The following is an 18,156-nucleotide window of genomic DNA, read 5'->3' as shown; positions in this document are numbered from 1 at the left end:
AACCTCCTCACATTGGGTTTCGGGAGTTCTTGCACTCGCTCCGAGTTGGCGCTCGGACCGAACAACTTCAGACGCTCAGGCTCCCTGTTGGCGCAGGGGGCCTTCGTCTTTGCCGGGGCACTGCCCCGGTCAGGTCTCACCCAGTCATCGGCAGCTCCTCGTCCTGGCTACGACGCACGGGACCAGAGGGGCGCCGTGGCGGCACCTCGCGGTTGAAGGCCACGGACTCGAGGTAAGACTGCATCGACAGCCCCCGATCGGACGCCATCTGATTCAACAGTGCCCGATCCTCGGGGGAGAGACGGAGAGTGACGACTGCGGTGCGACCCGGCGCACGGTGCGTTGCTCCACTTGCCATGAATCGACCCTAGCCAGTTCGCGACCGTCTGGACTGCATCGTGCCTGGCGCGGCGTGTCACCGCGCAGGCGAGGTCCTTGAGATACCGGCGGGGGAGGGGTCCACGTGCTCGGGCCGACGAGACATTCCCCGCACCGGTGATGGCGGAGCCGACACCGTCGGCGCCAGCCCGCTGGCGTGAAACGCCGCGGTGGAGGCCCGCACCACTTCCGTGGAGTGCTGCTCAGCAGCCGCGCGCAGTGCCTGGGGGAGTGGGACGGGCCGGTCGAGCATGATGTCCCGGGGGGTGATGACCGCGGACCCGTCCTGGTTGAGGAACTGGTCCGGGTACGTTTCCTGGGACAGGTAGGTCGTCAGCGCGCGTTGCCCGGCCCGGGCGTTGACCGGGATGCGTTCGGGTCTCTGGGTGACGTCGTCGACAGCGCGGGCGTGGCCGGCGGTGCTGACCAGCATCTGGTGGATGCTCTCCAGGGTGTCACGCACGTCGAGGCGGGAGACGGTCTCCTCCGCGGAACGGGGTTCCCCGTTCGGTCGCATGAGTACGTCACGGAACCCGGTGCGCAGGTCTCTGAACGCCTCGAGTAGGGCTCGATCGCCGACTGGGCTGCTGCGGGGTGCTCCCTGCAGGTCCTGCCAGAACGCCCCGAGGTCGGTCCAGGCGCGACCAGCCTGCTCGAGCCGACTGATCAGCTGCTCGCTCTGCGCGTCTACCCCCGAAGGCTGGATCGCGCGCAGGAGGGGCTGGAGGGCCTGGTAGGACAGGGACTGACCCGCAGCGAGGTGAATGAGCGTGGCGGGATGGTCGGCGGTGACGATCGCGCGGTGAGCTGTGATGTCCCACCGTGCCAGCATCAACCCCAGATCTCGCGGATCCTGCGGCTCCTGCGCGGCGTGGGTAGTCCGACGCGAATGCGCTTGTCGCAGGTAGGACCCGGAGAGCTCGTCGACGGAGGTGGCCTCTGCGAGTCCGCGCTGCAGCAGCGGGCGGTCCTGACCGCGGGTCGCCGGGCCGATGAGGTCGCCGGCTACCCGCACCCGGGCTGCGTGCGCGCTCAAGTGCACGATGTGCATGAGCTGCCCGCGGGCGACGGCCGGGTCGCTGCTGGTCAGATCGAGGGCCTCGGTCTCGGTCAGAGCCTCACCCAGCGGGAGCAGCCCCTCATCCCGCGCCGTGGCGGAGTCATAGGCGCCACCGTGCGTCCGGAGCACTTGGCCGATGGTGCGCGTGGCCTGCAGGAGACGATCCATGGGATCGCTGTCAGCCGTGACCTGCGGACTCTCGGGCAGAGCAGCCCAGATCCCGGCGGCCGCCTCCACGACCTCAGGCAGAGTTCGCAGCGCCTCGATCGGGTCCCTTCCGACGACGTCGTGCAACTGTGCCGCCGCGACCCTCTCCAGGCGAGCCAGCTGGTCGTCCAGCTCACTCATCGCTCAGCTCCGGTGGCGGGTAGGGCATGCCACGTGCGGTTGCAAGGTTCCGTGCGGCGTCAATGAGCTGGGACACGACCGGGGAGGTGCCCGGTGGGTAGGCCGCGATGGTCAGCCCGGTCAGCAGCACCTCGGCCTCCCGGAGTAGCCGGAGCGGATCCTCACCACAGGCCAGCTGATGCCGGACCATCACACCCGGAGGCAGGAGCTCGAGGACGTCGTCGACCAGGACGACGACGTCGCCCAGAGTCAGTCCGTAGACATCGGTGTCGGGGTGGGCCAGCAGTTCGTGCTGAGCCTGGTAGAGCACAGCGGCGACCTGGGCCAGTCGCTGGATCCCTTCACGCTGCAGCGGCGGCAGGGCGGTAGTGGTGTTACTCATGACGGACCTCCTTGACGGTGCGCGCGGACCCGATAGCCCGCCGCAGCACCTATCCAGCCACGGAAGGTCCCACCTGCGGTGCCGGCGACCCCAGGTTGTGGACAACGGGAAGGGTCTGTCGGTGGCTGTGGGCAAACTCGTCTCACACCCACCACAAGGCATGGGGGGCGCGGCAGGCGTTCACCGCTGCCGGAAACGGCACAGTGCGTCATGCGCTTTGGTGACACCCCTTGGAAGGAACGCCCATGGACGGCCCGGCGCGGCGAGCGATGATCCTGGATGCCGTCACGCCGGTAACGGTCAGCGTGGCGGTCGTGGTGACGATCGGCCCGGTCCTGCCCGCCATGGCGGAATGGGCGGTGCTCCTGCTGTGGCCGCTCGCCGTGCTCTCCGCGTGCCCGCCGTGGGGTGAACGATGGGTGCCCGCCCTGGTCCGGAGTGCCCGCCGGTTGACCCCGTCGGAGCAGTTCACGATGTCCGCACCGGTGCGCCACGCGCAAGAGCTCGAACAGCTGCACGTCCGTGGCCTACGGGTGAGGGTGGTCGCCGGTGGTGATGTGCGTGGTTACGGGTCGCGCACGATCCTGCTCGGGCAGGACGTGATCGCGCAGCTGCGCCGGCGCACCCTGACCGGTGAGCAGGCCACCGCCCGGGTCGGGCACCAGCTGGGGCTGCTGCGCTCCGGGGCGACCCGGTGGGAGCCGGCGGTGCAGGCGGCCTCGTGGCCCTGGCACCTCCTGGCCTCGATCCGGCTGCCTCTGCTCACACCGATGCTGCGGGCCGGGTGGGGGCTGCGCGGGTTGTACGTCCCGGTCCTTGTCTACCTCGCCTGGGTCGAGCGCAACCCGTTCCACGTGGCCGCGATCGTTGTCCTCGTCCTGACCTACCTGGTGCCCCGTTGGGGTCGCTCCTGGGCACAGGGGCGGCTGCGGCTCGCGGACGCCGCCCTCGCCGGGACATGGTTAGCGGGCCCGTTCGCGCGCTGGCTGCTGCAGGTGGACCCCTCCCCCCCGATGTACGAGCGGGTGTACGCCCTGGGTACCGCCGCTGCCCAGGCACCGGAGGGGCCCGGGTCGCCCGGCGCGGGATCGGCAGCCTGTGCGGTGGCGCCCTGGGCCTAGTCACCGCGGGGCGGGTTCAGCCGCTCGTGACCGGGGGACACGACCGGGCCCAGGGAGACAGCGGGTCTAGATGACGGCCCGCAGGTGCCACCGTTGTGGGGGAGGGGGCACCAGGGAGGCTGCCTGCGCAACGTCCGCGATGACCCGGTCCAGGTCGTGCTGGGCGGCTCCCAGGAAGCGCCGGCACATGGCCGCCGTCTCGACCAGGCCGCCGGGGTCGGCGCCGGCGGTGTGGAGGGTGTGCGCGGCCGCCTCGAGGCAGGAAGCCAGGGACGCTGCGTGGGTGATCGCGGTGTGCAGGGTCTCGGTCACCAGAGTGGGTGTGCCGATGTCGCCGCTGTCGACCCGGCATGCCCAGTGCAGCTGACCGAGGACCTTCGAACACAGCTGGTGGTCTTCCTTGACTCTCCCGGCGAGCTCAGCCCATCCACCGAGGACCTCGTGGTGCGTGGGACCGGTGCGCAGAGGAGAAAGGCAAACTTCGGCCTGCACGAGGCTGGACCAGCGGGCCAGGAGCCGGTCGTGGCAAGTGGCCAGCTCGGCTCGCGCGTTGGCCAGCAGCGTCGGTAGCTCGCTGCCCCGTGTGTCTCGTGGGGACGCCTCTCGGCTCATCGCCGGATCCCGGCGGGCGCGACCTGGGGGCCGTGGTGTCGACCGGTCTGGGTGGTGCGCAGCCTGGCGGCGCTGGCCACGGCCTGCGCCTGCCCAGCCGCCCGGTGCACGTCGACCTCGGCCGCGTCCACCGGGCCGTCGAGGTCGCGGGCCACCACGCGCGACCTCGCGACGTCCTGGTTCAGGTCGTGCACCTCGGCCCGGTCGCTCCGGGCACGGTCACGGCCCCGGGTGGCCAGCTCGCCGGTGGCTTTGGTCCGGTCCGTCAGGTCCTCGGCGATCGGCAGGATCTCACCGATCCTCTGATGCAGCCGCCCCAGGCGGGTGTGCATCGCGTCCCGGTCCACCCGTTCCTGATCGGTGTCCGGTGCCGGCATCCCCGCCAGCAGCACCTGCCCCGCCGCCAAGGCGCCGCGCGTGTGCCCCAGGTGCTCGCGCACCTCACCGGCGTCGACGGAAGCCTGTTCTGAGCGGCGACGCAGGTCCTCGAATGCCTGCTGCAGTGCGAACGGATGCCCGACACCGCGTTCGCCTTTGCGGACCTCGATCTCGACCTCACCCAGGGCAACCAGTGACCTGGAGACGTCCTGGTGCACCGCGTCCAGACTGTCCCGAGCCATGCGGATCCGATTGTCCGCCTGGTGCAGTACCCCGGCGAGTTCCTCGGTGGATACTGCGTAGGAGCCGCGCTCGGGCAGGGCCGGCGGCGTGCTCACCGGACCGTCCCGTCGGTCTGGTCGACGACGTCGGGAGCTGCCTGGGGCAGCCGCTCCAGCGCCTCCTGCAGCTTCCCGAGGTCTTCCAAGGTTCCCACCAGCTGCTGCCGCGTCTGGTCGAGCAGGTCACGCTCCGACCCGGGATCCGACTCCGACATCTCCAAGCACCTGCCTCACCTCACGGGCCTCCGTCGCACGGCCCCGGATGGGGAGGGGGCACGGGGCCGCGCCGAAGATGGGCGGTGGACCACCCATACCTTCCACAAGTCGCCGGCGCGGCGCGAGCGTTCACCTCGGCGGCCGGGAGACCAGGTCCCGACGTGCAGGCCCCCAGAGACCACGCTCTCCCTGCGTGCTCGGAGTCGGCAGCGACATAGGCCGGGGACGCGGCCCGGTCCGCGCGGGCCGCGCCGGCGGCCACCAGCTCCAGGCCGACATCGGCGCCGCCCACCCGGACGAACCGCAACAACCTGCCGTAGCGGTCCTCTCCCCGTCCGTACCCGTCCGGGACCAGCACCACCTCCTCGCCAGGGGGGCAGCAGCTTTGACCGCGCAGGCACAGACCTGGCTCGCCGACGTCGAACAGCTCAGGGTCACGCTGCGCCGGCTTGAGGAGAAGCGCGCGACCTTGGACGACCTGGACGGGTCAGATGCCCTCGGGCCCCTCGCGGTCCACCCCACGTGGGACGTCCCCCGAGAGGTCGAGGCCGGCGGTCAGCCCGGCCGCACCCGGCCCGGGCGACGTGACCGCGACACGCGGCCCACAGAAGATCCAAAGAAAGATCCATTCCTGCTACGGTCGGTTTCGTGACCGCCGAGACCGTTCAGCCCCTGCGCCCCGATTCCGAACCAGCACCCCTGCCGGAGGTGGTAGGCGGCTTCAAGACGGTCTTGGCCGACCCGCCGTGGCGATTCACCAACCGCACCGGCAAGGTCGCACCGGAACATCGCCGGCTGGACCGCTACTCGACCATGACTCTAGCGGCCATCAAGGACATCGAGGTGGCCGACGTGGCCGCCAAGAACGCGCACCTATACCTGTGGGTCCCCAATGCGCTGCTGCCCGACGGGCTGTCCGTCATGGAGTCCTGGGGTTTTCGGTACGTGAGCAACGTCGTGTGGGCCAAGCGCCGCAAGGACGGCGGTCCCGACGGTCGAGGCGTGGGGTTCTACTTCCGCAACGTCACCGAGATCCTGCTGTTCGGGGTGCGCGGGTCAATGCGCACCCTGGCCCCAGCTCGCCGTCAGGTCAACATGATCGAGACCCGCAAACGCGAGCACAGCCGCAAGCCGGACGAGCAGTACGAGCTCATCGAGGCGTGCTCACCCGGCCCCCACCTCGAGCTGTTCGCCCGACACCCACGAAAGGGTTGGAGCGTATGGGGCGATGAGTCCCTCGATGAAGTCGAGCCCCGTGGGAAGGTCCACCGCGGGTACGCAGGCGGCCCGATCGACACCCCCGACCTGGACCCCTACGAGCGGCTACAGCCCGATACCCAAGCCGCCGTCGCCGCTGCCCTGCGCAAGGAGTACGAGGACGGCAACAAGAGCATCCGCGATCTCGCCGCCAACACCGGCTACAGCATCGCCCGGGTGCGTTCGCTACTCGAGTGCGCCGAGGCCACAATCCGACCACGAGGTGCGACACAAGGCGCCGGCCCGCACTGACACGACTCGATGATTCCTCGCGCCGAAGCCCGCTGGCGACCCGCGGGCCTGCCCGGAACCACCCGGTTCTCGGCAGCGGATCCGGCATATTGACCCCGTGAGCCCATTCCCGACCATCGGCAAGATCTCGTTCACCAAGTACACCCAGCCGGACGAGATGATCGCCAAGCTAGCGACGCTGGAGCCCGGCGTCACGACCGCCGGCGACGTCGAGGCGCTGCTTGACAACGGACAAGGCAGCACACCGGGTCCGCTCTACAACGACATCGTGTCCTACGACCCGCCGATCGTCGGCACCTCGCCCGCCCGCAACGGCGTCGTCGTCGACGACGAACTGTTGCGAGCCTGCCGAGATGGACGCTCGGACGCTGGCCTGCTGCTGTGGTGCGCCCTGAACATCGCCGACGGCCGCCTTGACCGGATCACCCGCACTATCCTCACCGACGCCCAAGGCCTCCTACGGCCCGAGATGATCAACCGCACCAAGCTTCAGGAGGCCCTCACGGCTGAGGCGGCCAGCAGTGGTGAGTCCGACTTCCCCAAGGACGACAAAAGCACCACGAACATCCTCCGCCTCACCGACAAGTGCGGCCTGCTTGTTCCGCAGCAGCATGGCGGCTCGATCGTGGGCCTCGACCGGACCCTCCCCACCCGGGAAGCGGTGCCGGCGCTGGTCACGATGCTCGGCGAGAAGCTGGCCCAGCACCACCTCGGAGCCGCCGAAGGGGCAGGAGTGGAGTTTGCCTTGGGGATGGGCGCCAACCACTGGCTCAACCTCGCCCCCGCGGAGTTCCGTGCGGCGGCCGCCGGGAAGCCAGGCAACGCCCAGCCGGTGTCCCAGCGAGGACCCATCCCCGGCGACCTCGCCGAGCTCGCCGAGCAGCTCGAGCGCCGGCGGCAGGTGGTGCTTCAAGGCCCTCCCGGTGTCGGCAAGACCTACCTCGCTCGCCGCTACATCGACTGGGCGACCAGCGGACGGGCCGAAGACAGCCGTCTGCAAGGCATCCTCGCCGATCTGCCCGCCAACGAACGCCGACCCGAGGACATCGCCGCCGAGGTCATCCGGCGAGGCCTGAGCACCGTGTGGGACATCGTCCAATTCCATCCCGGCTACGACTACACCGACTTCGTCCGAGCCCTGGTGGCCGAGCCCGTCGAGGGCGGGGTGACGTTCACCCCCAGGCACAAGATTTTCAGCCTGATGGCCTCGGTCGGTCAGGAGCTCGCGACCGCCGGCTCGAACGCCGAGCCGGTGCTCATCCTCGACGAGATCAACCGCGGCGACATCGCCAACATCTTCGGTGAGCTGCTCTACGCCCTGGAGTACCGCGACGAGGCCGTGGCCACCCCCTACACAGTCGACGGGCACGCCTCTATCACCGTCCCTGGCAGCCTCGCCCTGGTCGGCACGATGAACACCGCCGACCGGTCCATCGCCGTGATCGACTACGCCCTGCGCCGCCGGTTCGTCTTCCTCGACCTGCCCGCATCCGCGGCCCCTATCGCCGGCCACTCCGGATATCCCAGCGACTCCGCCAAGCGGGCCGCGCTGCGCCTCTTCGAGCTGACCGACGACGCCCTCGCCTCCACGTCCCCCGGACTTCGGGTCGGGCCCTCCTACTACCTCGTTGACGGTGCCGACGAGGCCGAGTGCCTCCAGCGTCTGGCTGGCCGCTACGTCTACGAGGTCCTCCCACTGCTGCACGAGTACGCCCTCGAGGGCGAACTCGACGATGGGAACTTGTTCAGCCTGACCACAGGGCTCGGGCTCGCGCCGGACGCGACCCAACCGGCCGCCGTGGCGGCCCTCGCAGCCACGCTTACGGGCTTCGCTCAGCAGCCTGCGACTTCCGTGTCATCGGACCCGGATAGCGCTGAAGACGCGCCGACCCCAAGCCCGGAGGAGCTGCCGACCGCCGCCAGCGTCGACGACGGCCCAGCCCCTGACGAGAACGAACCGCTTTGACCAAAGACGAGCACGTTCTCCGACTGGCCGAACACCGCTCGGCCACCCTCGAGGACGCCTGGGTGCAGGCCGTCCCGGCGTCGTTCTGGGAACAGACCGAGACCACGGTCAGCCGCACTCCCGGTCAGGACGGGTGGAGCGTTCAGGCGGAGTCCTACGTCGGGGTCGCCCGGGTCAGTACCGCCCTTGGGCACCTCACCCTGCACGTCAGTCCGAAGCTCGAAGGGTGCGACTCCTTCTTCCTGGCCGACTACGCCTACGGCCAACGGCACCAGCCCCTTCGCCAGCTCCCCGGTGAGCAGGCGCTGGTCGACCAGGTCCGCAACGACCCCGCCGCCTGCCTCCTGCTCTGGCACGTCCTGGCCGTCCACCGATTCAGCGCCCGCTGGCTGCGACGCGACCAGATCACCCTCACACAGGACCTGCACGGCAAGGTCAAGGGCTCGATCCAGCTCAGCCGGTACATCACCAAGCATGTCGCTCTCGCCGACGCCGCGACCGTCCCCTGCCGCGTCCGAGAACGCACCCAGGACACCCCCAACAACCGCATCCTGAAGGCTGGCCTGCGACGGGCGGCGCTACTGGCGGCGTCCCTGCCCGTCCCGGGCGCGCGCCGCGCCGTCCGAGCCGCCGTGAACGCCGCCTTACCCCGGTTCGCCCAGGTCGCGGACGTACCCGGCAGCCCGCGCGACCTACGCGGCACCTCCACCAAGGGCCCGCTGCGGCACTACACCGAGGTCCTCAACGCCACCATCAACTTCCTGCAAGGCAACTACCTCAGCGGCGACCTGGGCACGACCGGCACCACCGCCTTCCTCTGGAGCATGCCCACTCTCTTTCAGGAGGCACTGCGCGGCGTCCTGTCCGAAGCCAGCTCGCTCCACCTCCTCGAGGACGTGCCCACCGCCACGATCCACGACGCACAGGGAACCAAGAAGTCGTCCTCCAAGGTCGACCCCGACTACGTCGTCGTCCGCCCTGACGGCTCGATACTGCTGCTGGACGCCAAGTACAAGAATGCGGCAGGCATCGGCAGCCCCGCAGTGGACCTCGTCGAAGTGCCCGGTGCGCGGCGCATCCGCGTCCCCCGCAGCGACATCTACCAGATGGCCGCCTACCGCCAACATGACCGATGGACCCAACCCACCGGCGCGCTGGTCTACCCCATCAGCCTCCTAGGCAACGAGGACCTGCCCGCCCCCTACCAGGTCCGCGGCTTCGGAGAGCCGATCTACATCTGCTTCATCGATGTCGGACCCAGCGCCAGGGGCAACCTTCCGGCGTTCCTCGCACACGCCAGTGCCCTCGCGACCGGGAACCTCAGCTCCGAGCTCCCCGTCGCCCAACTCGGTCAGTTTGCCGAGGTCGCCCTGGTCGGTTCTTAGCGAAATCTACCGCCGCTTGTCGCCGTCATAAGCGGGGTTATACAACCCTAAGAACACGCCGCACCCGGCCCGCCGGCCCTCGCGGCGGCTGGAAACACGTGCAGAGCTGGCCGGCCCGCTCGCCGCCTACAGATCCGGGGTCCGTGAGGTCACGCAGAAGGTGAGGTCGCAGCCGTTCGACCCCTCGATGCGTGGCGAGGTGACAGATCTGTGGCGTGACGTGGTGCGGCCCACGGTCGACACCCTTCGCGAGGACGGGTCCCACACGCGCCTGGCTCATGACGCCGCACTCAACCTCGGTATCGACGTGAAGACGCTGGTGACTGGCGGTGGAATCTACTTCGGTGTTGAGACGCTCACCAGCATCAGCGATTTCGCTGCGGCAGGCATCGCAGCCGCACCCGTCGTCGGGAAGGCAGTCACGTCCGCGATCAAGGAGTCGGCTGGACGCCGTGAGTCTGCTCGCCAGCACGAGTTCTTCTACCTCATGCGGCTCGACGACAGCCTGTGACCCCATGCCCGTCATGGAGCAGTCAGAGCCCGAGTTGGGTGGCGGCGTTGTCGGTCCAGGCGTTCTCGATGCGGGTGTAGATGCCGAGGGTGGCCAGGGAACGGTGCCGGGTCTGGTGGGCAATGGCGCGGTCGGTGATGCCGCGTAGGTGGGCGTAGGTGACGAACCCGGCACGCAGGGAGTGGGCGGTGTAGCCGTGGGGGTCGAGGTCGGCGCGGGCGACGGCGGTGGTGATGAGGGTGTTCGCGGCCGCGGCGGTCAGGGGCCGGTCCAGAGCCCGGTTGCCCTTGGAGACTGGCCGCAGCAGTGGTCCTTCGGCGTCCGGGTCCTCGAGGCCGGCGAGGTGACGCCAGGTGGTGATCGCGGTGACGGGGCAGCGGGTGGGGTTGCCGCCGCGGGGGATGACGACGATCTCGGCGGTTTCGCCGTACTGGTTGGTCTTGGACCGGGGCAAGGTGAGGACGAGTCCGTTGGGGTGCTCGGCCAGGTGCTCCAGGCGGATCCCGACGAGTTCGGAGCGGCGCAGTGCGGCGACGAAGCCGACCAGCAGCAGGACCCGGTCCCGGGCGCCACCCAGGTGCGGCTCTGGTGGACGCTGCGGATCGGCCCAGGTGCGGGTGCTGGGGCAGGCGTCAAGGACGGTGAACAGCTCGGGCGGCATCAGCGGACGGGACTGGACAGGTGGTTGGCCATGGACCCGTCGGATGCCTTCCCAGACGGCGACGACGCGGGCGTGCTTGGTCGGGTCCGGCAGCTCACGCAGCTGGTGCGCGAACCGGATCGCCGAGAGCCGGCGGGACATGGTCCCGGTCTTCGCGCCGTGCTCGGCCAGGTAGGTCAGGTAACGGGTGATCGCCATCGGTGTGGCCGGCAGCAGCTGGTGCCCGTGACCGTTCCCCCCGCACCAGGTGGTGAACTCGCGCCAGTCGGCGGCATACCCGGACAGGGTGTTCTGCGCCCGGGCGGCCGCAACGTACTCGGCCTCCCGGTCGGTGAGCTCCTCGGTGACCGGGACCGATGCCAGCACAGCCAGCGGGTCGGCCGCGGCCTGCGACCTAGGGGAGAGGCCGGGAGCCGGTGGTTCGGGCGAGCTCATGATCGGCGACGGTGGCGAGCGAGGATGGCGATGGCCACCAGATCCAGCAGTCGACCTCGCAGGGTGACGCCTGGCTGCGCCGCCGGCTGGACAGGTGAGGCGACCGAGTCGTTCTGGATCTCCCGATAGGCGGGAGACTGCAAGCGAGGTGCCGGCTCGACCAAGGCCCTCCAGGCGGCGCGCACCACGCCCAGGCCCAGGCGTAGACAAGCAGACCACCGACAGCCACCGCGCCGACAGCCACCGGCTGCGCCAACCCATTATCGGCAAGCCAGGCAGCGGTGAAAGCGGCAGCCAACCCCGCTGGAATGACGGTCGCGCCCAGGGCCAACCCGACGACGCCGGTGCGCAGGTGCCTGCGCGTTGACTGATGGTGGTGACGGAACCGAGCCAGCATCCCACTGTCAGCGCGGACGGTGATGGGAACCTCGTCGGCGAGCAGATCCCGAGCGATGGCATGGCGAGCATTCGCCTCCTCAGCGAGAGGCACCAGAAGGCCGCCAAGCACCATCGGTGTCCCCACCGCCAGGCCAAGGAGGAACAGCCACGCGCCCACGCCAACGCGTTCGACCGCGCCCCGGAGTACTTCGACACCGATGGCTGCGGCCAGGACACCGAGCAGGACGGCAAAGACTGTGCCGAACAGGAACCCCACAGGGCGCAAGAACGGATCGCTCGCCGGCCGCAACCGCTGTCCCACGAGCTGGGCACCCACGTACCGGTGCAGATCCTCGACAAGCCGGTGCTGTCCTGGCGGGCACGTGCCGGCCTCCAGCAGTTCGCGCCACTGGGCCTCCTCGCGGCGCAGCCGCGCTGGGCGTGCGACCGCGGTCATCAGGCCCCAGAGGCCGACCAGTGCCGCGATCACGGCAGCGATGGCACTCAGCCACGCGGTGAGCTCCTCACTCATCAGCACCACGCCTCCCGCCGAGGCGTGGCATCCGGATCGGAAGTCGGTGCTGCAGGTCCTCGCCGTGCGGGCCGGGGAGCCGAGGCGGGTCCAGCCGGTCGACGGGCCAGGTGGCGAGCTGGTGGGCGCGTTTGTCGGCGCGGTGCCGCCGGCGTCGTTCGCGCACTGCCTGCGGCACTAGGTCCGGGGCCTCTTCCTGCTGCCCCGACTGTCGCGTGGTGCTGCCTCTGGTCAGTGCCCACCCGGTCAGCCGCACCAGGACCGGGGCTTCCCACCACGGCGCCGCGGCCGTCGCGAATCCGCTCATGCGGACCACCCCTCTCTGTGGCGTCGACATCACATATTACCCACCATTCTATCCATTATGGTAGGTAATGGGGGCGTCGCTCCCCGGCTGCGGCAGGTGCGTCAGCCGTCCGCTCGGTCGCCCCGTAGACGGTGTAGCCTCCCGCGCACCGCACCGGTGAAAGGGTGCTCAGTTCCAAAGACTCGGGTTGCATCGTCCAGGAGCCGCTCGAGCTGGGCGATCGCGTCCTTCACCCGCCCGTCCTCACCAAGCCAGTACGCAAGCTTGCCCCAGGTGGTCAACGTGTCCGGGGCATCCGGCCCCAGCACCCGGATGAAGTCCTCCAAGAGCACCTCGAACTCCGTGATCGCGTCCTTCACCCGCCCGTCCTCACCAAGCAAGGACGCGAGGTTGCCCCGGGTGATCAACGTGTCCGGGGCATCCGGCCCCAGCACCCGGACGAAGTCCTCCAACAGCACCTCGAACTCCCTGATCGCGTCCTTCACCCGCCCGTCCTCACCCAGCCAGTACGCAAGGTTGCCCCGGGTGATCAACGTGGCCGGGGCCTCCAGGCCCAGCACCCGGATGAAGTCCTCCAACAGCACCTCGAACTCCCTGATCGCGTCCTTCACCCGCCCGTCCCGACCCAGCCAGGACGCGAGGTTGCCCCGGGTGATCAACGTGTCCGGGGCCTCCGGCCCCAGCACCCGGATGAAGTCCTCCAACAGCACCTCGAACTCCCTGATCGCGTCCTTCACCCGCCCGTCCTCACCCAGCCAGGACGCGAGGTTGCCCCGGGTGATCAACGTGTCCGGGGCCTCCGGCCCCAGCACCCGGGTACGGTCCTCCAGGAGCTGCTCGAACTGGGTGATCGCGTCCTTCACCCGCCCGTCCCGACCCAGCCAGGACGCGAGGTTGCCCCAGGTGGTCAACGTGTCCGGGGCCTCCGGGCCCAGCACCCGGGTACGGTCCTCCAACAGCACCTCGAACTCCGTGATCGCGTCCTTCACCCGCCCGTCCCGACCCAGCCAGGACGCGAGGTTGTTCCGGGTGTTCAACGTGGCCGGGGCCTCCGGCCCCAGCACCCGGGTACGGTTCTCCAGGAGCTGCTCGAACTGGGTGATCGCGTCTTTCACCCGCCCGTCCTCACCCAGCCAGGACGCGAGGTTGTTCCGGGTGATCAACGTGGCCGGGGCCTCCGGCCCCAGCACCCGGGTACGGTCCTCCAACAGCACCTCGAACTGGGCGATCGCGTCTTTCACCCGCCCGTCCTCACCAAGCCAGTACGCGAGGTTGTTCCGGGTGATCAACGTGTCCGGGGCCTCCGGCCCCAGCACCCGGATGAAGTCCTCCAACAGCACCTCGAACTCCGTAATCGCGTCCTTCACCCGCCCGTCCTCACCCAGCCAGTACGCGAGGTTGTTCCGGGTGTTCAACGTGTCCGGGGCCTCCGGCCCCAGCACCCGGGTACGGTTCTCCAGGAGCTGCTCGGACTGGGCGATCGCGTCTTTCACCCGCCCGTCCTCACCAAGCCAGTACGCGAGGTTGTTCCGGGTGATCAACGTGGCCGGGGCCTCCGGCCCCAGCACCCGGGTACGGTCCTCCAACAGCACCTCGAACTCCGTAATCGCGTCCTTCACCCGCCCGTCCTCACCAAGCCAGTACGCGACAGCGTGGCGGGTGTCGAGGGGAGCGTCTGGAAGACCTGGAAACCAGTCGCGCATGAGGCTGATAGCTTCCCGATAGCGATAGATCGCAGCGAGCTGCAGGGCGATCGTGTACGCGGCTACCTGAACAGCATCGGAGACAGTTTCGTTTGGTCGTGTCAGGTCGAGAAACCACTGCGCCAGAGCCAGATTGTGCGGCGTCCCGGGCATCGCCGACTGGCCGTTGGCTCGTTCGGTGATGGCCTCAGCGAGGACCTGACGTGTCGCGTCGTGGAGCTGAGCGATCTCCATCTTACTGAGGCCGAGGTCCTGGTCCTCGATGAACTCCCGGACTGTGTCGAGGAGCATGTGCTCGCGCACCCAGTGAATGTCGTCTTGGTCGAAGCACCAGGACAAGGGCTTCACAGCATGTCGCAGGCAATCGGCCAGATCGTCTTGACCGATCCGCGCCAACTCGGTGGCATGAGCCACTGTCGCTATGTCGTAGGTCGGGATAGCACCGTCAGCGTCGCTCTGACTAGGGTTCGTAGCGCGGCTGGAGATCGCTCGGATGAGGGCACTCTTGACCGGGGCTGGGAGCTCGTCCCAGCGCATCCGCACCACGTCCCGCACCGAGGTCGGCAACCGGTCCAGTTCCCCTGGGTCGAGCTCGATCCGTCCTTGAGTCTCGGCGATGCTGCGCTTTACCTGGCCCGAGGTGAGCCATAGCTTGATGAAGTGCGGGTTCGGCATCCGCTTCGCCAGCATCTGAGCCGTGTGATCGTCGGTCTGTGGGGCGTGCTGCAGGACGAGTTGGACCAGGTCAGACTCAACCAGTGGCACCACTGGTAGCTCGTCCAGGTGACCAGCAGCAGTGGCTCTGTCGACCCAGCGGCGGTACTCGCTGTTGTGTGCGCCCTCGGGCCACGCCGTGCCGACCACCACGACAGGCTGGCTCGCCACAGGCCGTGCCAGCGCGTCGAGCAGCTCAGCAAGGTCGGGCCCCATCCGGTGTAGGTCTTCGACCACCACGACCTGGGGCAGGCCTGGGTGCGACAAGTCCCGGATGGTGTCGGCCAGTTCCTGCGCAGCGGAGGTGCGCGCCTGTTCGACCCTGGTGCCCATGTCCGTGGTCTCGGCCAGTTCCGCCCGGTTCTTCAGGCTCTGACGCGCCTGCCCGATTCCGCGGCCGGAGTACTTCACCACCAGGCTGGCTCCCGGGACGAAGCCTGCGACGTCCGCCAGTAGGTCGATACCCTCTCCGGCCACATCGACGCTCAGGGCGCGGGCGACTTGCTTGGCCCGCCCCCCCAGCCGGTCGAAAGCACCGGTCGCCTTGAGCTTCGCCCTGGCCATCCCTTGAAGATGCGCTTCCAGCTGCGGGTAGGCGGCAGCGACAACGTCCATGTTCGCCCCGGTCCGAAGGCGCTCACAGCCGAACGTCCACCACCCGAACGCCGGCAGCGCACCACCTTGGCGCACGAAGTCCTCCGGCTCGGGCCCTAGCAGTTTCCGGCCAGGCATCGGATCCATACCGCCCTCACCGGCCTCCCTCGTCAACGCTGGCAGTTCGGGCCAGTACCCAGGGTGCGGTTGCCCATCCCGGAGCGTGCTGTACACCTCTTGGATGATCCTTGACTTCCCCACCCCCGACTCACCGGTCAGCAGCACCACCCGAGGCCGAGCCACATCACCGTGAGAGACCCCGTCAACGAGGGAGACAAGGTCCTCGACCAACTGGCCGTGACTACCGAGAAGCATGCGTCACAGCATCTCGCAGACGTCGCCCCACGTGCTGCTTGACCCGATTACCGCCACAACGAAGGCATTATGGTGGGTAATAGACAGGAGCCGTGGGCGGTCCCCGGGAAGTCTTACCGCCCCGCCTCGGCATCTCGTCCCCACCCGTGGAACGGTTCCCCGTCACACGTGATGGTCGCCCCGTCCTGCAGGTCGGGGTCCGCCAATCCTGTGATCTGGGCCCCGTTCTGCCGAACGATGCTGTCGAAGAACACCTGCACACTCTGAAACCTGGCGCGGCGTACTTCGTGGCCGAAGGAGGTGGTGCCCCCGGAGAACGTCGCCTCATCGAACGAGGTGGTGTCCCCGGAGAACGTCGCCTCATCGAACGAGGTGGTGTCCCCGGAGAACGTCGCCTCATCGAACGAGGTGGTGCCCCCGGAGAACGTCGCCTCATCGAACGAGGTGACCTCCCCCGAGAACGTCGCCGCATCGAACGAGGCTCTCTGCCCGGAGAACGTCGCCTCATCGAACGAGGTAGTCTTCGCGGAGAACGTCGCCTCGGCGAAGAAGGTGTGCTCCCCGGAGAACGTCGCCTTGTTGAAGAAGGTGTGCTCCCCGGAGAACGTCGCCTTGGTGAATAGCGTGTATTCCCCGGAGAACGTCGCTAGAGCGAAGAACGTGTGCTCCCCGGAGAACGTCGCCTCGGCGAACAAGGTGTGCTCCCCGGAGAACGCCGCCCCGCCGAACGAGATGTTCCCGGAGAACGTTCCCCCCTCGAAGTTCACGTTCCCAGTGAAGCGTGACCTGGCCAGGTTGAGGTTGGTGAGGTGGGCGCCTCTGAGGTGGTACTCGAGGTCGGACCAGGAGGGGTGGGCGTCGGGTTGGGTGTGGGCGTGGATGACGGCGGTGATGGTTTCACGGACTTGCTGGTCGAAGGGTTTGGCGGCCGGGTTGTTGTGGTCAATGACGGTGCGGCCGTTGTGGAAGACCTGGGTGGTGGTGGTGGACCGGTCGGCGAGGTGGTCGGTGGCGGGGTCGAACGGGAGCCTCAGGTAGCCGCAGAGGACATCGACGCACTGCTGACGGCGGGTGGGGTGCTCGTCGGCGAGGGCGGCCATGGCGTACACGCCGGCGATCCGCTCCGCCGGTGAGGCACCGCCGAGCTGGGCGGCCGCAGAGGCGAACCGGTCGGTGAAGACGGCATCAAACTCGCGTCTTGTGGTCTGCTCCGTCACGTCCTGCTTACGCAAGTTCACCACCAAGGCGACGAGCACACCGACAGCCGTAGCGACCGCGAACGCCGCGGTGATCCGTTGAGCCGGGGTGATGCCCGCCTCGGTGTCGACGTCGACGAGCTCGCCGACACCTACGTAGGCCCCCGAGACCGCGGCAGCCCCCAACAACAGAGCCAGCAGCAGAACGACCCATATCGGCCAGCTGGCGAGCCCGCGCAGACCAGGGTCCCTCTCCGGTTTTGGCTTCCGTCTGTGCCGGGAAGCCGCCGCCGGGTGCCTGACGTGATGCTCAGGCGGGGCGGGGTCGTCATCCGTGGCCATGACCGTCATCGTTCCAGCAGTCGCCCCTGACGGACAGTCGCCCACGCCCTTCGCGGCCCCACATCGCTACTGGTGTTCCTCCTCGGTGCGGTAGCCCTGCCCGGCGATGGCGCTCTGTGCGGCCTCGAGCGCGGCGCCGAGGGTGCGCGCCGCGTCCGCAGCCGTCAACAGGTGCCCTCGCGCGACGTCGACGCTCTCGTGCAGGTCCCCTGCGGTGTCGTACACGTCGTACTCGGCCAACGACTTCTCCAACCCCTCCCCCAGCTGGGTCAGCGCCTGCGGCAGCAGGTACCCGACACCCTGGAGGTTGCCGAGGACGTCGTACAGCACCGGCGCCGGCACCGCATACCCATAGGAGGTGAGGTGGTTGATCGCCCGGATCGACTCATACGCCACCTCCGGCCACCCAGCCTCGACATCACCGCCCTGCGGGCCTTCCCCGGCCCGCAGGCCCCGGCCCCCGTGCACCGCGTTCTCGATCCCGCCCATCTCTCTGACCTTCCGTCGCTGGACTACTGCCCGCATCGTGCCCGACGCCACGTGTAGGCCGCGGGAACTGTCCACAGGACAGACAGGCGATGCGACGTGTGTTCGATACCGTGGGTGGGTGGCAGGCGGCATGTACGGCAAACGGGGCCCGGGAGTCCCGCTACGCGACCGCGGCCGCGTCCAGGTCACCACGGACGTCGCGGGACCGGTGCTGCGGCCGGCCAGGCAGGCGCCGGCGACGAGGCATGCCTGGGCTGCGTTCGAGAATTTTCCGGACCCGGTT

17 protein-coding genes are annotated in these 18,156 nt (G+C 68.9%); 5 read left to right on the top strand and 12 right to left on the bottom strand.

What is annotated here, in order from left to right:
* Positions 1-136: 136 nt before the first annotated feature.
* The 3 genes from BJF86_RS19710 to BJF86_RS03255 are packed head-to-tail and all read right to left on the bottom strand — an operon-like array spanning position 137 to position 2,168.
* Positions 137-358: a plasmid mobilization protein gene (locus tag BJF86_RS19710; protein ID WP_414819926.1), complete on the bottom strand. Its 222-nt coding sequence runs from the start codon at positions 356-358 to the stop codon at positions 137-139.
* Between the two features lie 57 nt (positions 359-415).
* Positions 416-1,786 carry a hypothetical protein gene (locus tag BJF86_RS03260; RefSeq protein WP_075816955.1) on the bottom strand — a complete coding sequence of 457 codons (1,371 nt, stop codon included), beginning with the start codon at positions 1,784-1,786 and terminating at the stop codon, positions 416-418.
* The gene (locus tag BJF86_RS03255) at positions 1,779-2,168 is read right to left on the bottom strand and encodes a hypothetical protein (protein WP_075816954.1); all 390 of its coding nucleotides are present in this window, start codon (positions 2,166-2,168) and stop codon (positions 1,779-1,781) included. Before BJF86_RS03255 ends, BJF86_RS03260 begins: the two co-directional genes overlap by 8 nt.
* Positions 2,169-2,413: 245 nt before the next feature.
* On the opposite strand from BJF86_RS03255, the gene BJF86_RS03250 reads away from it, so the two are divergent.
* The gene (locus BJF86_RS03250; protein WP_075816953.1) at positions 2,414-3,289 is read left to right on the top strand and encodes a hypothetical protein; all 876 of its coding nucleotides are present in this window, start codon (positions 2,414-2,416) and stop codon (positions 3,287-3,289) included.
* Positions 3,290-3,355: 66 nt separating this feature from the next.
* Here BJF86_RS03250 and BJF86_RS17285 read toward each other — a convergent pair whose 3' ends face one another.
* The 3 genes from BJF86_RS17285 to BJF86_RS17840 all read right to left on the bottom strand — a co-directional run bounded on the left by BJF86_RS17285 (position 3,356) and on the right by BJF86_RS17840 (position 4,775).
* The gene (locus BJF86_RS17285; RefSeq protein WP_143553663.1) at positions 3,356-3,601 is read right to left on the bottom strand and encodes a hypothetical protein; all 246 of its coding nucleotides are present in this window, start codon (positions 3,599-3,601) and stop codon (positions 3,356-3,358) included.
* Between the two features lie 296 nt (positions 3,602-3,897).
* Positions 3,898-4,617, bottom strand: coding sequence for a hypothetical protein (locus BJF86_RS03240; RefSeq protein WP_143553662.1), 720 nt, complete (start codon positions 4,615-4,617; stop codon positions 3,898-3,900).
* Positions 4,614-4,775, bottom strand: coding sequence for a hypothetical protein (locus tag BJF86_RS17840; RefSeq protein ID WP_158068362.1), 162 nt, complete (start codon positions 4,773-4,775; stop codon positions 4,614-4,616). Before BJF86_RS17840 ends, BJF86_RS03240 begins: the two co-directional genes overlap by 4 nt.
* Before the next feature lie 649 nt (positions 4,776-5,424).
* Here BJF86_RS17840 and BJF86_RS03230 point away from each other — a divergent pair.
* The 4 genes from BJF86_RS03230 to BJF86_RS03215 all read left to right on the top strand — a co-directional run bounded on the left by BJF86_RS03230 (position 5,425) and on the right by BJF86_RS03215 (position 10,147).
* Positions 5,425-6,285 carry an MT-A70 family methyltransferase gene (locus BJF86_RS03230; RefSeq protein ID WP_075816949.1) on the top strand — a complete coding sequence of 287 codons (861 nt, stop codon included), beginning with the start codon at positions 5,425-5,427 and terminating at the stop codon, positions 6,283-6,285.
* Between the two features lie 268 nt (positions 6,286-6,553).
* Positions 6,554-8,251 carry an McrB family protein gene (locus BJF86_RS03225; RefSeq protein ID WP_158068361.1) on the top strand — a complete coding sequence of 566 codons (1,698 nt, stop codon included), beginning with the start codon at positions 6,554-6,556 and terminating at the stop codon, positions 8,249-8,251.
* Positions 8,248-9,636, top strand: a complete 1,389-nt coding sequence (locus tag BJF86_RS03220; protein ID WP_075816947.1) for a 5-methylcytosine restriction system specificity protein McrC — start codon at positions 8,248-8,250, stop codon at positions 9,634-9,636. The genes BJF86_RS03225 and BJF86_RS03220 overlap by 4 nt, the downstream gene beginning before the upstream one ends.
* 199 nt (positions 9,637-9,835) lie before the next feature.
* Complete coding sequence (locus BJF86_RS03215; RefSeq protein WP_237768058.1) at positions 9,836-10,147, top strand: hypothetical protein; 312 nt, start codon at positions 9,836-9,838, stop codon at positions 10,145-10,147.
* A gap of 22 nt (positions 10,148-10,169) precedes the next feature.
* Here the strand turns inward: BJF86_RS03215 and BJF86_RS17835 are convergent, their stop codons facing one another.
* The 6 genes from BJF86_RS17835 to BJF86_RS03190 all read right to left on the bottom strand — a co-directional run bounded on the left by BJF86_RS17835 (position 10,170) and on the right by BJF86_RS03190 (position 17,873).
* Positions 10,170-11,243, bottom strand: a complete 1,074-nt coding sequence (locus tag BJF86_RS17835) for a site-specific integrase (protein WP_158068360.1) — start codon at positions 11,241-11,243, stop codon at positions 10,170-10,172.
* Positions 11,203-12,153 carry a hypothetical protein gene (locus BJF86_RS17830; protein ID WP_158068359.1) on the bottom strand — a complete coding sequence of 317 codons (951 nt, stop codon included), beginning with the start codon at positions 12,151-12,153 and terminating at the stop codon, positions 11,203-11,205. Before BJF86_RS17830 ends, BJF86_RS17835 begins: the two co-directional genes overlap by 41 nt.
* Entirely contained in the window at positions 12,146-12,460 is a 315-nt protein-coding gene (locus BJF86_RS17280) for a hypothetical protein (protein WP_143553660.1), read from the bottom strand. The genes BJF86_RS17830 and BJF86_RS17280 overlap by 8 nt, the downstream gene beginning before the upstream one ends.
* A 101-nt stretch (positions 12,461-12,561) precedes the next feature.
* Positions 12,562-15,618, bottom strand: coding sequence for a tetratricopeptide repeat protein (locus tag BJF86_RS03200; protein ID WP_158068358.1), 3,057 nt, complete (start codon positions 15,616-15,618; stop codon positions 12,562-12,564).
* A 341-nt stretch (positions 15,619-15,959) separates the two neighbouring features.
* Entirely contained in the window at positions 15,960-17,384 is a 1,425-nt protein-coding gene (locus tag BJF86_RS18255; RefSeq protein WP_075816942.1) for a pentapeptide repeat-containing protein, read from the bottom strand.
* A 66-nt stretch (positions 17,385-17,450) separates the two neighbouring features.
* The gene (locus BJF86_RS03190; protein WP_202817309.1) at positions 17,451-17,873 is read right to left on the bottom strand and encodes a hypothetical protein; all 423 of its coding nucleotides are present in this window, start codon (positions 17,871-17,873) and stop codon (positions 17,451-17,453) included.
* Between the last annotated feature and the right edge of the window lie 283 nt (positions 17,874-18,156).

The organism is Serinicoccus sp. CNJ-927, assembly GCF_001942435.1.
In the GTDB taxonomy this organism is placed as follows: Bacteria; Actinomycetota; Actinomycetes; order Actinomycetales; family Dermatophilaceae; genus Ornithinicoccus; species Ornithinicoccus marinus.
Note: the sequence above shows the minus strand (reverse complement) of the source record. Positions and strands in the feature narration are given on the sequence as shown.

What these genes read in the sequence shown, in the direction of transcription:
- BJF86_RS03190 (WP_202817309.1), bottom strand. Translation starts at nt 17,873, where the DNA reads ATGGGCGGGATCGAGAACGCGGTGCACGGGGGCCGGGGCCTGCGGGCC.
- BJF86_RS03255 (WP_075816954.1), bottom strand. Translation starts at nt 2,168, where the DNA reads ATGAGTAACACCACTACCGCCCTGCCGCCGCTGCAGCGTGAAGGGATC.
- BJF86_RS17280 (WP_143553660.1), bottom strand. Translation starts at nt 12,460, where the DNA reads ATGAGCGGATTCGCGACGGCCGCGGCGCCGTGGTGGGAAGCCCCGGTC.
- BJF86_RS03260 (WP_075816955.1), bottom strand. Translation starts at nt 1,786, where the DNA reads ATGAGTGAGCTGGACGACCAGCTGGCTCGCCTGGAGAGGGTCGCGGCG.
- BJF86_RS18255 (WP_075816942.1), bottom strand. Translation starts at nt 17,384, where the DNA reads ATGGCCACGGATGACGACCCCGCCCCGCCTGAGCATCACGTCAGGCAC.
- BJF86_RS03200 (WP_158068358.1), bottom strand. Translation starts at nt 15,618, where the DNA reads ATGGATCCGATGCCTGGCCGGAAACTGCTAGGGCCCGAGCCGGAGGAC.
- BJF86_RS19710 (WP_414819926.1), bottom strand. Translation starts at nt 358, where the DNA reads ATGGCAAGTGGAGCAACGCACCGTGCGCCGGGTCGCACCGCAGTCGTC.
- BJF86_RS17835 (WP_158068360.1), bottom strand. Translation starts at nt 11,243, where the DNA reads ATGAGCTCGCCCGAACCACCGGCTCCCGGCCTCTCCCCTAGGTCGCAG.
- BJF86_RS03250 (WP_075816953.1), top strand. Translation starts at nt 2,414, where the DNA reads ATGGACGGCCCGGCGCGGCGAGCGATGATCCTGGATGCCGTCACGCCG.
- BJF86_RS17840 (WP_158068362.1), bottom strand. Translation starts at nt 4,775, where the DNA reads ATGTCGGAGTCGGATCCCGGGTCGGAGCGTGACCTGCTCGACCAGACG.
- BJF86_RS17830 (WP_158068359.1), bottom strand. Translation starts at nt 12,153, where the DNA reads ATGAGTGAGGAGCTCACCGCGTGGCTGAGTGCCATCGCTGCCGTGATC.